General features: G+C 63.6%; 13 protein-coding genes and 1 pseudogene. 9 read left to right on the top strand and 5 right to left on the bottom strand.

Translation table 11 applies throughout. The annotated features are described in order from the left end of the window. Positions 1–60: 60 nt before the first annotated feature. From J4P02_RS05085 to J4P02_RS05070, 4 genes are all read left to right on the top strand, one after another. Positions 61–948, top strand: coding sequence for a 3-keto-5-aminohexanoate cleavage protein (locus J4P02_RS05085; RefSeq protein ID WP_426188400.1), 888 nt, complete (start codon positions 61–63; stop codon positions 946–948). Positions 949–1,061: 113 nt separating this feature from the next. Next, entirely contained in the window at positions 1,062–2,027 is a 966-nt protein-coding gene (locus J4P02_RS05080) for an L-carnitine dehydrogenase (RefSeq protein WP_426188398.1), read from the top strand. A gap of 105 nt (positions 2,028–2,132) precedes the next feature. Further along, positions 2,133–2,609 carry a thioesterase family protein gene (locus J4P02_RS05075; protein ID WP_426188396.1) on the top strand — a complete coding sequence of 159 codons (477 nt, stop codon included), beginning with the start codon at positions 2,133–2,135 and terminating at the stop codon, positions 2,607–2,609. A 24-nt stretch (positions 2,610–2,633) separates the two neighbouring features. Further along, complete coding sequence (locus J4P02_RS05070) at positions 2,634–3,794, top strand: gamma-butyrobetaine dioxygenase (protein ID WP_426188394.1); 1,161 nt, start codon at positions 2,634–2,636, stop codon at positions 3,792–3,794. Between the two features lie 244 nt (positions 3,795–4,038). On the opposite strand, the gene J4P02_RS05065 is transcribed toward J4P02_RS05070, so the two are convergent. After that, positions 4,039–4,467 (bottom strand): DUF4952 domain-containing protein, encoded by a 429-nt coding sequence (locus J4P02_RS05065; RefSeq protein WP_426188392.1) that lies wholly within the window; start codon positions 4,465–4,467, stop codon positions 4,039–4,041. 264 nt (positions 4,468–4,731) lie between these two features. On the opposite strand from J4P02_RS05065, the gene J4P02_RS05060 reads away from it, so the two are divergent. Next, positions 4,732–4,995: a hypothetical protein gene (locus J4P02_RS05060; RefSeq protein WP_426188390.1), complete on the top strand. Its 264-nt coding sequence runs from the start codon at positions 4,732–4,734 to the stop codon at positions 4,993–4,995. Positions 4,996–5,060: 65 nt separating this feature from the next. Beyond that, positions 5,061–5,507, top strand: coding sequence for an aminoglycoside 6'-N-acetyltransferase (gene aac(6') / locus J4P02_RS05055; RefSeq protein WP_426188388.1), 447 nt, complete (start codon positions 5,061–5,063; stop codon positions 5,505–5,507). Here the strand turns inward: aac(6') and J4P02_RS05050 are convergent, their stop codons facing one another. Together J4P02_RS05050 and J4P02_RS05045 are read right to left on the bottom strand one after the other, a co-directional pair. After that, a complete protein-coding gene (locus tag J4P02_RS05050; RefSeq protein WP_011063935.1) occupies positions 5,508–6,611 on the bottom strand; it encodes a GlxA family transcriptional regulator in 1,104 nt (367 codons plus the stop codon). Positions 6,612–7,053: 442 nt separating this feature from the next. Continuing rightward, a complete protein-coding gene (locus J4P02_RS05045) occupies positions 7,054–8,430 on the bottom strand; it encodes an L-serine ammonia-lyase (protein WP_426188386.1) in 1,377 nt (458 codons plus the stop codon). A gap of 427 nt (positions 8,431–8,857) precedes the next feature. Between J4P02_RS05045 and J4P02_RS05040 the strand changes: the two genes are divergently transcribed. The 3 genes from J4P02_RS05040 to choV all read left to right on the top strand — a co-directional run bounded on the left by J4P02_RS05040 (position 8,858) and on the right by choV (position 11,891). Then, on the top strand, positions 8,858–9,805 hold the full coding sequence (locus J4P02_RS05040) for a choline ABC transporter substrate-binding protein (RefSeq protein WP_426188384.1): 948 nt from the start codon (positions 8,858–8,860) through the stop codon (positions 9,803–9,805). Positions 9,806–9,870: 65 nt separating this feature from the next. Beyond that, positions 9,871–10,716, top strand: coding sequence for a choline ABC transporter permease subunit (gene choW, locus J4P02_RS05035; RefSeq protein ID WP_426188382.1), 846 nt, complete (start codon positions 9,871–9,873; stop codon positions 10,714–10,716). After that, positions 10,713–11,891 carry a choline ABC transporter ATP-binding protein gene (gene choV, locus J4P02_RS05030; protein ID WP_426188380.1) on the top strand — a complete coding sequence of 393 codons (1,179 nt, stop codon included), beginning with the start codon at positions 10,713–10,715 and terminating at the stop codon, positions 11,889–11,891. Before choW ends, choV begins: the two co-directional genes overlap by 4 nt. 234 nt (positions 11,892–12,125) lie before the next feature. Here choV and J4P02_RS05025 read toward each other — a convergent pair whose 3' ends face one another. Further along, positions 12,126–12,488 (bottom strand): hypothetical protein, encoded by a 363-nt coding sequence (locus J4P02_RS05025; protein WP_426188378.1) that lies wholly within the window; start codon positions 12,486–12,488, stop codon positions 12,126–12,128. Positions 12,489–12,532: 44 nt separating this feature from the next. Then, positions 12,533–14,078: pseudogene (locus J4P02_RS05020) on the bottom strand (BCCT family transporter). Positions 14,079–14,355 lie beyond the last annotated feature (277 nt).

Raw genomic sequence — 14,355 nt, 5'->3', positions numbered from 1 at the left:
CCCCGGGCTGCCACCGGCAACCTCACGCCCCCAGCAAACATGCCTGTAAGGAATCGCACCATGAACCACGACGTCATCATCACCTGCGCACTCACCGGTGCTGGCGACACCGCCGCCAAGAGCCCCCATGTGCCGGTCACCCCGAAACAGATTGCCGCCGCCGCGGTAGAGGCCGCCAAGGCAGGTGCCACCGTGGTGCATTGCCATGTGCGTGACCCGGCCACCGGCAAGTTCAGCCGGGATGTGGCGCTGTACCGCGAAGTGATGGAGCGCATCCGCGAGGCCGACGTCGACATCATCGTCAACCTCACCGCCGGCATGGGCGGCGACCTGGAGATCGGCGCCGGCGAGAAGCCCATGGAGTTCGGTCCCCATACCGACCTGGTGGGTCCCCTGACCCGCCTGGCCCATGTCGAGGAACTGCTGCCGGAAATCTGCACCCTGGATTGCGGCACCCTGAATTTCGGCGACGGCGACACCATCTACGTCTCCACCCCGGCCCAACTGCGGGCCGGCGCCAAGCGCATCCAGGAACTGGGGGTGAAGGCCGAGCTGGAGATCTTCGACACCGGCCACCTGTGGTTCGCCAAGCAGATGATCAAGGAAGGCCTGCTGGACAACCCGCTGTTCCAGCTGTGCCTGGGCATTCCCTGGGGCGCCCCGGCCGACACCACCACCATGAAGGCCATGGTCGACAACCTGCCGGCGGACGTGGTCTGGGCCGGCTTCGGCATCGGCCGCATGCAAATGCCCATGGCCGCGCAAGCGGTGCTGCTGGGGGGCAACGTGCGGGTCGGCCTGGAAGACAACCTGTGGCTGGACAAGGGCGTGCTGGCCACCAATGGCCAGTTGGTGGAACGGGCCACGGAGATTCTCAACCGCCTCGGCGCCCGGGTCCTGACCCCCGCCGAGGGCCGCAAGAAAATGGGCCTGACGCAACGCGGCTGAGCCGAACCATTCTCCCCTTGTAGGAGCGAGCTTGCTCGCGAAGAGGCCCGCAAGGCCGCCAACAGCTTCGCTGGCAAGCCAGCTCCTACAGACTCTTTTCTCAGGAAGACGCGATGACCTTTATCACCGAAATCAAGACCTTTGCCGCCCTGGGCAGCGGCGTGATCGGCAGCGGCTGGGTGGCCCGCGCCCTGGCCCACGGCCTGGACGTGGTGGCCTGGGACCCGGCCCCCGGTGCCGAGGCGGCTTTGCGCAAACGCGTGGCCAATGCCTGGGGCGCCCTGGAGAAAAACGGCCTGGCCCCCGGCGCCTCCCAGCAGCGCCTGCGCTTTGTCGCAACCATCGAGGAATGCGTGAAGGACGCCGACTTCATCCAGGAAAGCGCCCCCGAACGCCTGGAACTCAAGCTCGAGCTGCACAGCAAGATCAGCGCCGCGGCCAAACCCAACGCCCTGATCGGCTCCAGCACCTCGGGGCTGCTGCCCAGTGAATTCTACGAAGGCTCGACCCACCCGGAACGCTGCGTGGTGGGCCACCCGTTCAACCCGGTGTACCTGCTGCCGCTGGTGGAGGTGGTGGGCGGCCAGCGCACCGCACCCGAAGCGATCCAGGCCGCGATCAAGGTCTATGAATCCCTGGGCATGCGGCCCTTGCACGTGCGCAAGGAAGTCCCCGGGTTCATCGCCGACCGCCTCCTCGAAGCCCTGTGGCGCGAGGCCCTGCACCTGGTCAACGACGGCGTGGCGACCACCGGCGAGATCGACGACGCGATACGTTTTGGCGCCGGCCTGCGCTGGTCGTTCATGGGCACCTTCCTCACCTACACCCTGGCGGGCGGCGATGCCGGCATGCGCCACTTCATGGCCCAGTTCGGCCCGGCGCTGCAACTGCCCTGGACCTACCTGCCGGCCCCGCAGTTGACCGACAAGCTGATCGACGACGTGGTCGAAGGCACCACCGAGCAACTGGGCAGCCAGAGCATTTCGGCCCTGGAGCGCTACCGTGATGACTGCCTGCTGGCCGTGCTGGAGGCGGTAAAAACCACCAAGGCCAAGCACGGCATGCACTTTCACGACTAACCCCCCGTAGGAGCTGGCTTGCCAGCGAACCGGCCCACACGCCTGGCAGCACTCAGGCAGAAGCCTTCGCCGGCAAGCCAACTCCTACCTTCAACTGGTGACCCCATGCCTGCCCTGACCACCTACAACACCCGCATCAGCCGCGACTGGGTCGACTACAACGGCCACCTGCGCGATGCCTTCTACCTGTTGATTTTCAGCTACGCCACCGATGCCCTGATGGATCGCCTGGGGCTCGACAGCGACCACCGCGAGGCCAGCGGCCACTCGCTGTTCACCCTGGAACTGCACCTGAACTACCTGCACGAAGTGAAGCTCGACACCGAGGTCGAAGTGCGCACCCAGATCATCGGCCACGATCGCAAGCGCCTGCACCTGTACCACAGCCTGCACAAGGTCGGCGACCCGCAGGAGCTGGCCGGCAATGAACAGATGCTGCTCCACGTGGACCTGGCCGGCCCGCATTCGGCGCCCTTCAGCGAGCCGGTGCTGCAACGCCTGCAAGCCATGGCCGCGGAACAGGCCGAACTGCCGCGCCCGGCCTATATCGGCCGGGTAATCGGCCTGCCCGAGGCAAGATAATCAGCTAAAGAACAGGAGATCGCCGTGAACACCGCCGTCCTTGCCGACTACCGCAGTTATCCGTTGATCAGCCCATTGGCCAGCCTCCAGTTGCTGCCGGACCAGGTCCAGGTGCACTGGGCCGACGGCCGCGCCAGCCCCTTTCATCATCAGTGGCTGCGGGACAACTGCCCCTGCCCGCACTGCGTGTACAGCGTGACCCGTGAACAGGTGCTGGAGATCATCGATGTGCCCGACGACCTCGGCTGCGCGGCGGCGCATATCGATGAACAAGGTTGTCTGGCACTGAGCTGGACGGACGGCCACCGCAGCCGCTTCGACCCCGGCTGGCTGCGGGCCCACGCCTACGACCGGCAATCCCGCGAGGAACGCCAGGCCGCCAGGGTTCAACGCCAGCTGTGGGACGCCAGCCTGCAACTGCCGGCATTCGAGTATCAGGCACTGATGGACGATTCCCAGGCACTGCTGCAATGGCTGCTGGCCTTGCGTGATACTGGCCTGACCCAGGTTCGTGGCGCGCCAACCGAACCCGGCTCACTGGCGCAGATCGCCCGACGCATCGCGTTTATCCGCGAGAGCAATTTCGGCGTGCTATTCAATGTGCAGTCCAAGGCCGATGCCGACAGCAATGCCTACACCGCCTTCAACCTGCCGCTGCACAGCGACCTACCGACCCGCGAGCTACAACCGGGGCTGCAATTTCTGCATTGCCTGGTGAATGACGCGGTGGGTGGCGAAAGCATTTTCGTCGACGGTTTCGCCATTGCCGAATCCCTGCGCCGGGAAGATCCCGAGGCGTTCCGCGCCCTGTGCGAGATCCCCGTGGAGTTTCGCAACAAGGATCGCCACAGCGACTACCGCTGCCTGGCGCCGATCATCGCCCTGGATGCCCTGGGCCAGATCGCGGAAATCCGCATGGCCAACTTCCTGCGCGGCCCCTTCGACACCTCGGAACAGCAGATGCCCCTGCTTTACCGCGCCTACCGGCGCTTTATCGGCATGACCCGCGAAGCCCGCTTCCGGGTGATCCGCCGCCTCGATCCGGGCCAGCTCTGGTGCTTCGACAACCGCCGCACCCTGCACGCACGCAACGCCTTCGACCCGGCCAGCGGCGCCCGGCATTTCCAGGGCTGCTATATCGATCGCGATGAGCTGCTCTCACGCATCCTGGTCCTGCAACGTTGACTCGCATCCACCCGGCAAGCCGGCTCCACCTGTAGGAGCCGGCTTGCCGGCGAAGCACTCCACAGGCAAAAAAAAGCCCCGATCAAGCCGTGACAGGATCGAGGCAGGGACTACTTCTGAGGAGCTGCAGTGAGAGGGTGACCAAACCATCACGACGCCAGCTGGGTTCAGTCTGCCCATTCCGCCCAGCCGCGGGTTAGCCGAAAGCGACCTGGCCATAGGTAAAAAGGTCACGGGGCGTGCATCAGATCTCTTCGGTATAAAGCACCACGGTCACATAGAAATAACCGATCTTGGGCCACTGCTCCCGCCGGTTGTAGAGCGTCTCCTCGGAGCCCATGCCGATCTGGTATCCGCGGCCGCTCCTGGGCTCTCGATAGAAGGTGAAGCCCTTGGTTTCCCAACCGCAACAGGCGAATTTCAAGTCGCCCTGCACGCCCCAATGGCGCTGCAGGTAGCGCTCAACTTGATGGGCGTCGCGACCCTTGACCCGGTAGGTGGCGGTCAGCGGTGCCCCCTGGTCCTGCGGCGCGGATTCACAGCGAACAAACTCGAGCACCGCCGGCGGATCGCCAGCCTCGCGCAGAAAGTCGGCACACACAGGCGCCGCCCAGGCAGCACTGCAAAGCATCCACAACCCAGCTGCTAGGCCTCCTTTGAACAGCACTTTCATCGACTACAGCTCCATGGTTTGCAAGTGAGCGGCCACCCTGCCAGACACCGACCGCGTGCGCAGAATACCTCCGCGCGCAACGACCGGTGCTGGTTTCTCTGCAACTCGGGTCGCCACCATGACAAGCAGGCCTGGGTGCCGGACTTAGCCGAAAACGACCTGTTCATAGGTAAACGGGCCATCGCGACAATCTGCCCTTGCCGCCACCTGGACGGCCTACCAGAATCGCCTGACGACCACCGCCCCTGAAAAAGGACAAGCGTCATGATGCATGCGGATTTGATTGATCAGGACGACCTGCTGGGACAACTTCGCGCCCTGGGTTTCGAGATGCCCGCCGGCGCCAGCGCCGAGCAGGCCTGCGAATGTGCGGTAAGGGGCTTGAGCGATGCGCGAGCCAAGGCGCTCAAAGGCATGGTGGAGCAGATGCTCACCGGCAATGCGACCATTCTGCCCGCCGTGCGCCAGGCCATCGACCGCCAGCTGCTGCCGGCCCTGGCCGAGTTCCAGCAGCACAAACGCGCGTGAATTTCCCCGGGGCATGAGCCGGTTGCTAGAGTGCGCAGCCACAGTGCAGAAACAGGTAACCCCTCATGCTCCCCATTCAACCCGGTTCACTCGCCAACGCCAGCGGCTGGCTGCAATTGCGCCAGGAGCTGTGGCCCGATTGCCCGCAGGACAAGCACCAGGCTGAAATCCACCACATCCTCGCCGAGCCTGAGCGCTACGGCTGCTGGTTGTCCTTCAACGAGAAGGGTGACGCCGTGGGCCTGGCCGAAGCGGCCTTGCGCCACGACTACGTCAATGGCACCGACCACTCGCCGGTGGTGTTTCTCGAAGGCATCTATGTAGACCCCGAGCACCGGCGCCAGGGCATCGCCCAGGAACTGATCGAGCAGGTCGCCAATTGGGGACAGCAGCAGGGGTGCGTGGAAATGGCCTCGGACACCAGCCTGGACAACCTGGCCAGCCAGAGCCTGCACCAGGCGCTCGGCTTCGAGGAAACCGAGCGCGTGGTGTATTTCAAGAAACGCCTGTGACTACAGGCGCACGCTGGCGAAGGTCGACTCGTTGCGCGCCTGGCTCAGGGCCGACAGCGGGCCGGACAAAGGCGCCAGGACCATGGCCTGCGGCAGCGGCATCATCGCCACCTGCTGGGTGGTGTTGGAGCCGATGCGCTCGTCCCGCGGCGGAATGCCGAAGTACTCGCGGTAGCACTTGGAGAAGTGCGGCGTGGAGACGAAACCGCACACCGACGCCACTTCGATGATCGACATCGGCGTCTGCTTGAGCAGTTGCCGGGCACGGATCAGCCGCAACTTCAGGTAATAGCGCGACGGCGAGCAGTGCAGGTACTTCTGGAACAGCCGCTCCAACTGGCGCCGGGACACCGCGACATACACCGCCAGCTCGTCGAGGTCGATCGGCTCTTCAAGGTTGGCCTCCATCAGCGCGACGATTTCCTGGAGCTTGGGCTGGTTGGTGCCGAGCATGTGCTTGAGCGGCACGCGCTGATGATCCTGCTCGTTGCGGATGCGCTCGTAGACGAACATTTCCGAGATCGCCGCCGACAGCTCGCGGCCGTGATCGCGGCTGATCAGGTGCAGCATCATGTCCAGCGGCGCGGTGCCGCCGGAGCTGGTGAAACGGTTGCGGTCGAGGGTGAACAGACGAGTGCTCATGGCCACCCGGGGGAAGGCTTCCTGCATCGACGCCAGGCATTCCCAGTGCACGCTGCAATCGAAACCGTCCAGCAGGCCGGCACAGGCCAGGGCCCAGCTGCCGGTGCACACCGCGCCCAGGCGCCGCGACTGGCGGGCCTGGCTCTGCAACCAGGAAACATGCTCGCGGGTTACGGTGCGCTGGATGCCGATACCGCCGCAGACGATCACGGTGTCCAGGCTCGGGGCTTTGTGCATCGCGGCATCGGGGGTGATTTGCAGGCCATCACTGGCCCAGACCTGGCCGCCATCGACGCTGAGGGTGGTCCAGCGGTACAGCTCGCGACCGGACAGTTGATTGGCCATGCGCAGCGGTTCGACTGCGGAGGCCAGGGAAATCAGCGTGAAATTGTCCAGCAGCAGAAAGCCGATGGATTGAGGCGCACGGTTCTGGGGTTGGGCCCCGGAGTTGAACGACGTCATCGCGATATCTCCTCACACAAAGCGGGTGATGGCCTCAGGCGGAGGCTCTTTTTATGTGCCCTGTCACTCGAGGGACGGGCTTGCTGATCACAGAGCAATTGCCATGCCTAAAGTTGAATGGGTATTCAATAACTCCTGAAAACGACGTCGCGATGCGTCTATATAGCCCTTGCCAATGTGCGGATTAGAAGCGCCGTAAACCAGGACGGCAGGCGCGCAGGGAAGGCTGTGAGCAGTTAGGTAGCACTTGCCCGGGGCACACCGCGCGCCAGGCGCGGTGAGTGTCACTCAAAGCACAGTCGGCCGACGAGCGGCGACGCCCTCCCGGCCCCTGGGCAACGTGTCTATTCACGACGCGCTAAAAGGTGGCGTGGGCCCCATCCAGTGAGCGATTTGTGCGCGCATCCGTGGGCAAAGGGCCGGAGTTTCGCCGAGAAAAGCCTTAGCACTCCACCGCACTGACCGCCAGCCCGCCGCGAGAAGTCTCCTTGTACTTGTCGTGCATGTCGGCGCCGGTATCGCGCATGGTGCGAATCACCCGGTCCAGGGAAATGAAGTGCTGGCCATCACCGCGCAGCGCCATCTGCGCGGCGTTGATCGCCTTCACCGCGGCAATCGCATTGCGCTCGATGCAAGGCACCTGCACCAGCCCGCCTACCGGGTCGCAGGTCAGCCCGAGGTTGTGCTCCAGGCCGATTTCCGCGGCGTTGCACAACTGCTCCGGGGTGGCCCCGAGAATCTCCGCCAGGCCGGCGGCGGCCATGGCGCAGGCCGAGCCCACTTCCCCCTGGCAACCCACTTCGGCGCCGGAGATCGAGGCGTTTTTCTTGCACAGGATGCCGATGGCCGCCGCACCGAGGAAGAAGTCCACCACATTGGCGTCGGTGACCTGCTCGCTGAACTTCATGAAGTAGTGCAGCACCGCCGGAATGATCCCTGCCGCGCCATTGGTGGGGGCGGTGACCATGCGCCCGCCGGCGGCGTTCTCCTCGTTCACCGCCAGGGCGAAGAGGTTGACCCATTCCATGGCGCTCAAGGTGGAACCAATCACGTTGGGCTTGTTCAGCTCCTGCAGGCTGCGATGCAGCTTGGCCGCGCGGCGCCGCACATTGAGCCCGCCGGGCAGGATGCCTTCGTGCTTGAGCCCCTGCTCCACGCAGTCCTGCATGGCGCGCCAGAGGGTCATCAGGCCGCTGCGGATTTCCTCCTCGGAACGCCAGACCTTCTCATTGGCCAGCATCAGCTCGGCCACCCGCAGCTGGTGCGTCTGGCACAGGTCGAGCAGTTCCTGGGCGCTGGAGAAGTCGTAGGGCAGCTCGCTGCGATCCAGGTCCGCCACACCGCTGCTGGCCTGGGCCTGGTCGACAACAAAACCGCCGCCCACCGAATAGTAGGTATCACGGTGCAGCTCGCCGCCCGCGCCTTCGGCTACCAGGCGCATGGCATTGGGGTGAAAGGGCAGGTTCTCGTCCAGCAGGCGCATGTCCCGGGACCATATAAAAGGCAGCGGCAGGCGCCCATCCAGCAGCAGCGTGTCGGTTTCCCGCAGGCGCTCGATGCGGGGGCCGATCAGCGACGGGTCGATCGCGTCCGGCCACTCGCCCATCAGGCCCATGATGACCGCGTTGTCGCTGCCGTGGCCGATACCGGTGGCGGACAGCGAACCATAGAGCTGCACCTCGATGCGCCTTACCTGCTCCAGCAGCTGTCGCTCCTTCAGCGCCTGGACGAACAGCGCCGCCGCGCGCATGGGTCCCACGGTGTGGGAACTGGAAGGACCGATACCAATTTTAAACAAGTCGAAAACACTGATAGCCATGGCTGCGCGACTCCTCGATGAGCACAGTCCGGGCGCCAAAAACGCCCACTGACGGAGCTGCTACGCTCAAGCTGCAATCCGCCGAGAAGGGCGCATCATCAGGCTTTTACCAAGGCCCTCGACGTCTGACACCGACTCACTCATGCCCACCAACGCCGCCTGGCGCCAGGCTCGGGTTGCGGGCGTTTTTTGCGGCTCAGATGGAGGAAAAAAGGCCCGAAAACACTGTAAGCGACCTCACCGACACTGGATGCGACCCTCCCTGTACTGGATACGACGCACCCCGTAGGCGACAGTTTTTCACTGGTACATGATCAGTCTCGACTCGATTGCAAGGCACGGTGGTAGAGCTGTCCCCGGCACACCAACCGCCACACTTATAAGCGCGGTCCACACGCCGCCAGAAAAACATCCAGGAGTCCCCCCTATGAAAGGTTCCCCGTCGTTGTTGTTGGCCGCCATGCTGAGTCTGCCGCTTCTGGCACAAGCCGCAGAACCGGCGCAATGCAGCACCGTAAACTTCTCCGATGTCGGCTGGACCGACATCACCGTGACCACCGCCACCACCAGCTTCGTGCTCAACGCCCTGGGCTACAAGACCAAGACCACCATGATTTCCGTGCCGGTGACCTACAAGTCCCTGGCCGACGGCAAGAACATGGACGTGTTCCTCGGCAACTGGATGCCGACCATGGAAAACGACATCAAGCCCTACCGCGATGCCGGCACCGTGGAAACCCTGCGCGCCAACCTGGAGAACGCCAAGTACACCCTGGCGGTGCCCGAGTCGCTGTATGACAAGGGCCTGAAAGACTTCGCCGACATCGTCAAGTTCAAGAAGGAACTGGACGGCAAGATCTACGGCATCGAGCCGGGTAACGACGGCAACCGCACCATCCAGAGCATGATCGACAAGAACGCCTTCGGCCTGAAGGACGCCGGCTTCAAGGTGGTGGAGTCCAGCGAGGCGGGCATGCTGTCCCAGGTCGAGCGTGCCCAGCGGCGCGACACCGCGGTGGTGTTCCTGGGCTGGGAACCGCACCCGATGAACACGCGCTTCAAGATGAAGTACCTGACCGGCGGCGACGACTACTTCGGCCCCAACTTCGGCCAGGCCACCATCTACACCAATACCCGCAAGGGCTATAGCCAGGAATGCAGCAACGTTGGCCAGCTGCTGAAGAACCTGTCGTTCACCCTGAACATGGAAAGCTCGCTGATGGGCAACGTTCTGGACGACAAGATGAAGCCTGACGCGGCCGCCAAGGCCTGGCTGAAGAAGAACCCACAGGTGCTCGATACCTGGCTTGCGGGAGTCACCACCATTGACGGTAAACCTGGCCTGGACGCCGTGAAAGCCAAGCTTGACCAGTAGTCGTTTACGCCGGGCGGGCCTGCCCGCCCGGGCTGTTTTTTCCTCGCATGCGGACGTTCAATACCATGCTCATTGATCAGAAAATCCCCCTGGGTCAGTACATCGCGGCTTTCGTAGAGTGGTTGACGAAGCACGGCGCCAGCACCTTCGACGCGATTGCCACCACCCTGGAAACCATGATCCACGGCGTGACGTTCGCGCTGACCTGGTTCAACCCCCTGGCCCTGATCGGCCTGATCGCCCTGCTCGCGCACCTGATCCAGCGCAAATGGGGCCTGACCCTTTTCGTTGTGCTGTCGTTCCTGCTGATCCTCAACCTGGGTTATTGGCAGGAAACCATGGAGACCCTGGCCCAGGTGCTGTTCGCCACCCTGGTCTGCGTGCTGATCGGCGTGCCCCTGGGCATAGTCGCCGCGCACAAGCCGCTGTTCTACACCATGATGCGTCCGGTTCTGGACCTGATGCAGACCGTACCCACCTTCGTCTACCTGATCCCGACCCTGACCCTGTTCGGCCTGGGCGTGGTGCCGGGGCTGATCTCCACCGTGGTATTCGCCATCGCCGCGCCGATCCGCCTGACCTACCTGGGCATTCGCGATGTTCCACAAGAGTTGATGGACGCGGGCAAGGCCTTCGGCTGTTCGCGCCGTCAGTTGTTGTCGCGCATTGAGCTGCCCCACGCCATGCCGAGCATCGCCGCCGGCATCACCCAGTGCATCATGCTGTCGCTGTCGATGGTGGTGATCGCCGCCCTGGTGGGCGCCGACGGCCTGGGCAAGCCGGTGGTCAACGCACTCAATACCGCCGATATCGCCCTGGGTTTCGAAGCCGGCTTGGCGATCGTGCTGCTGGCGATCATGCTCGACCGTATCTGCAAACAACCTGAAGCCAAAGTAGGAGGTGACGCATGAGCATTATCCGCTTCGACAAGGTAGACGTGATTTTCTCCAAGGACCCGCGCGAGGCGCTCAAGCTGCTGGACCAGGGCATGACCCGCAACGAGATCCTGAAGAAGACCGGGCAGATAGTCGGCGTCGAGAAAGCCAGCCTGGATATCCAGAAAGGCGAGATCTGCGTGCTGATGGGCCTTTCCGGCTCCGGCAAGTCGAGCCTGTTGCGCTGCATCAATGGCCTCAACACCGTGAGCCGCGGCCAGCTGTTCGTCGAGCATGAAGGGCGGCAGATCGATATCGCTTCCTGCACCCCGGCGGAACTGAAGATGATGCGCACCCAGCGCATCGCCATGGTGTTCCAGAAATTCGCCCTGATGCCCTGGCTGACGGTGCGCGAGAACATCAGCTTCGGCCTGGAGATGCAGGGCCGTCCCGAGAAGGAACGGCGCAAGCTGGTGGACGAGAAGCTCGAACTGGTGGGCCTGACCCAGTGGCGTAACAAGAAGCCCGATGAATTGTCCGGCGGCATGCAGCAGCGCGTGGGCCTGGCCCGCGCCCTGGCCATGGACGCCGATATCCTGCTGATGGACGAACCCTTCTCGGCCCTCGACCCGCTGATTCGCCAGGGCCTGCAGGACGAGTTGCTGGAACTGCAACGCAAGTTGAGCAAGACCATCGTCTTCGTCAGCCACGACCTGGACGAAGCCCTGAAGCTGGGCAGCCGCATCGCCATCATGAAAGACGGGCGAATCATCCAGTACAGCAAGCCGGAAGAGATCGTGCTCAACCCCGCGGACGACTATGTGCGCACCTTCGTCGCCCATACCAACCCGCTGAACGTGCTCTGCGGGCGCAGCCTGATGCGCAGCCTGGACAACTGCAAGCGGGTCAACGGCTCGGTCTGCCTGGACCCGGGTGGCGACTCCTGGCTCGACCTGGCCGAGGGCAACACCATCAAGGGCGCGCGACGCAACGGCTCGCACCTGGACCTGCAGAACTGGGTGCCCGGTCAGTCGGTGGAAGAACTGGGCCGGCGCCCGACCCTGGTGGATTCCAATATCGGCATGCGCGACGCCTTGCAGATCCGCTACCAGACCGGCAACAAGCTGGTGCTCCACGACGACCAGAAAGTGGTGGGGATTCTCGGCGACAGCGAGCTCTACCACGCCCTGCTCGGCAAGAACCTGGGCTGATTGGCAGAAACGAAAACGCCGCGAGCAATCGCGGCGTTTTCATTGGTACGACCTTAAGTATGTGTGGCGAGGGAGCTTGCTCCCGCTTGGTCGGGCTGGCGCGCCAGCGCGAAGCAGATGTAAAGCCTGGCTCCGCGATCCGCCTGTTGGAACCCGATGCAGTCATCGGGGTGGCGGTGCCACCCAGCGGGAGCAAGCTCCCTCGCCACAGAGTCGCACCGCCCTCTTCAACCTTCAGCTATAGACACGGCCAAGGAGCTGCCGATGGCTTTCGAACTGATCGAGCACATCACGGGTGATCTGCTCCTGGGTGAAGCCCATCAAGTCGTATTCCTGGCTGCCGTTGTGCAGGTACACCTCGGCCCGGTAGAAACGACTGCGCACTTCGGTTTCAGCGCCTTCAGGCTGGGTCGATTCGCTCGGTGCGGCCAGGTAGCCGTCCAGGCTCACTTCGTAGACGAAGGGATTGCCTTCATCCATTTCCACCCGCAGGCCCAGCAGGCTCTTCGACTTGCCGAGGTTGGTCTGCACCTGCAGGCTCAGGTTGCGCAGTTGCGCCGCCGCTTCTTCCAGCGCGGGGCTGACGTGCTTGTCCATGTAGCGCTGCACCACCGACTGGGTCGGTTGCAGGTCCAGCTGGGTCAGGCGCTCGCTGAAACCGCGACGGCCACGGGCCGCCAGCTCCGCCTGTTCCTGTTCGACCTGAGTGTCCTGGGCCATGGCCTTGTACAGGCCGAACATGAAGAACACCAGCACCACCGAGAACGGCAGGCCGGCCAGCACCACCATGGTCTGCATGGCTTCGAAGTTACCGGCGAACAACAGGCCGATGGTCACCAGGGTGATCACCGCCGACCAGAAGATCCGCAGCCAGTGCGGGGCGTCTTCATCGACGTTACCGCCCTTGCAGGACAGGTTGGCCATCATCACCGCACCGGAGTCGGCGGGGGTCAGGAACAGCACGAAGCCAACGAAAATCGATACACCGATGACGATCTTCGACGCCGGGTAATGCTCGAGCAGCTGGTAGATGGCCATGGACGGCTGTTCCAACGCCGTCTTGCCCAACTCCACCGCCCCCTGGTTGAGCACCAGGTCCAGGGCCGAGTTGCCGAAGATCGACAGCCAGGCCAGGGTGAAGCCCAGAGGAATCAGCAGCACCCCGGCCACCAGTTCACGCACCGTGCGACCACGGGAAATACGCGCGATGAACATGCCTACGAAAGGTGCCCAGGAAATCCACCAAGCCCAGTAGAACAGGGTCCACAGGCCCAGCCAGCGATCGGACTTGGCGTTGTCGCCTTCATACACATAGAGGTCGAAGGTTTTCAGCACCACGCCGTTCAGGTAGTCGCCGATGTTCTGCACGAAGCCGTTGAGCAAGTGCAGGGTCGGGCCGAACAGCAGCACGAAGATCAGCAGGCCGCTGAACAGCACGATGTTCAGGTTGGACAGGCGGCGGATGCCGTTCTCCACCCCGGACACCGCAGCAATGGTGGCCACCGTGCTCATGACGATGATCACGATCAGCAGGTTGGTGTTGCTGTGTTCCATGCCGAACAGGTTTTCCAGGCCGGAAGACACCTGCATCGAGCCGATGCCGAGGTTGGTCACCAGGCCCAGCAGGGTCACGAACATGCCGAAGCCGTCCACCGCGTGACCCGCCGCGCCCTTAACCCAGCGCTCGCCCACCAGCGGATACAACGCCGAACGCAGGGCCAGCGGCTGGTTGTGCCGGTAGGCGAAGTACGCCACCGCCAGGCCCACCAGGGCATAGATGGCCCAGCCATGCAGGCCCCAGTGCAGGAAGGTCAGCTGCAGCGCCTGGCGCGCGGCCAGGTTGCTGCCGGGTACGCCTTCGGGCGGGTTGAAGTAGTGGTCCAGGGGCTCGGAAGCACCGAAGTACAGCAGCGAGATACCGATGCCGGAAGAGAACAGCATCCCGGCCCAGGCGCCATAGCTGAAGTCCGGGGTGTCTTGCTTGGTCCCCAGCTTGAGCTTGCCGTAGGAGGAAAACGCCAGGCCCACCACGAACACCAGGTAGGCGGCGATCACCAGCATGTAGTACCAGCCAAAGCTGCGGGACAGCCAGGCCTGGGCGATACCCAGCATTCTGCCGGCCTCTTGCGGGGCGATGATCAGAATGGCGGTCAACAACAGGATCAGCGCGGTGGAGGTGTAGAACACCCAACCGTTGACCCGCACCTTTTCCGGTGGGGTCTTTATAAGAGAGGCAGAACTCATTGCACAGATGCTCCAGGCAGTGCGAGAGAAGGACACAAGGCAACACGGAACCCGACCAATCGGTTAGTTGGCAGCCGATCGTCGGGTGATATAAAGACACCCCGAAAAAACCCGAAACCGCAAAAGCCGCGTTGCGCACCCGCATCCAAGGTCGGTGACGAACCTGCAGTTCATCCCCTGGTCCCCAGAGCGTCCTGCCCCTTCAACACGTCCGTGCTCG

Source organism: Pseudomonas sp. NFXW11 (genome assembly GCF_049887815.1).
Lineage (GTDB): Bacteria > Pseudomonadota > Gammaproteobacteria > Pseudomonadales > Pseudomonadaceae > Aquipseudomonas.
The sequence above is the reverse complement of the archived record's forward strand: the minus strand, read 5'-3'. Positions and strand labels throughout refer to the sequence as shown.

What these genes read in the sequence shown, in the direction of transcription:
- J4P02_RS05065 (WP_426188392.1), bottom strand. Translation starts at nt 4,467, where the DNA reads ATGAAAGTGCTGTTCAAAGGAGGCCTAGCAGCTGGGTTGTGGATGCTT.
- J4P02_RS05060 (WP_426188390.1), top strand. Translation starts at nt 4,732, where the DNA reads ATGATGCATGCGGATTTGATTGATCAGGACGACCTGCTGGGACAACTT.
- choW (WP_426188382.1), top strand. Translation starts at nt 9,871, where the DNA reads ATGCTCATTGATCAGAAAATCCCCCTGGGTCAGTACATCGCGGCTTTC.
- choV (WP_426188380.1), top strand. Translation starts at nt 10,713, where the DNA reads ATGAGCATTATCCGCTTCGACAAGGTAGACGTGATTTTCTCCAAGGAC.
- J4P02_RS05045 (WP_426188386.1), bottom strand. Translation starts at nt 8,430, where the DNA reads ATGGCTATCAGTGTTTTCGACTTGTTTAAAATTGGTATCGGTCCTTCC.
- J4P02_RS05050 (WP_011063935.1), bottom strand. Translation starts at nt 6,611, where the DNA reads ATGACGTCGTTCAACTCCGGGGCCCAACCCCAGAACCGTGCGCCTCAA.
- J4P02_RS05075 (WP_426188396.1), top strand. Translation starts at nt 2,133, where the DNA reads ATGCCTGCCCTGACCACCTACAACACCCGCATCAGCCGCGACTGGGTC.
- J4P02_RS05080 (WP_426188398.1), top strand. Translation starts at nt 1,062, where the DNA reads ATGACCTTTATCACCGAAATCAAGACCTTTGCCGCCCTGGGCAGCGGC.
- J4P02_RS05040 (WP_426188384.1), top strand. Translation starts at nt 8,858, where the DNA reads ATGAAAGGTTCCCCGTCGTTGTTGTTGGCCGCCATGCTGAGTCTGCCG.
- J4P02_RS05085 (WP_426188400.1), top strand. Translation starts at nt 61, where the DNA reads ATGAACCACGACGTCATCATCACCTGCGCACTCACCGGTGCTGGCGAC.
- J4P02_RS05025 (WP_426188378.1), bottom strand. Translation starts at nt 12,488, where the DNA reads ATGGACAAGCACGTCAGCCCCGCGCTGGAAGAAGCGGCGGCGCAACTG.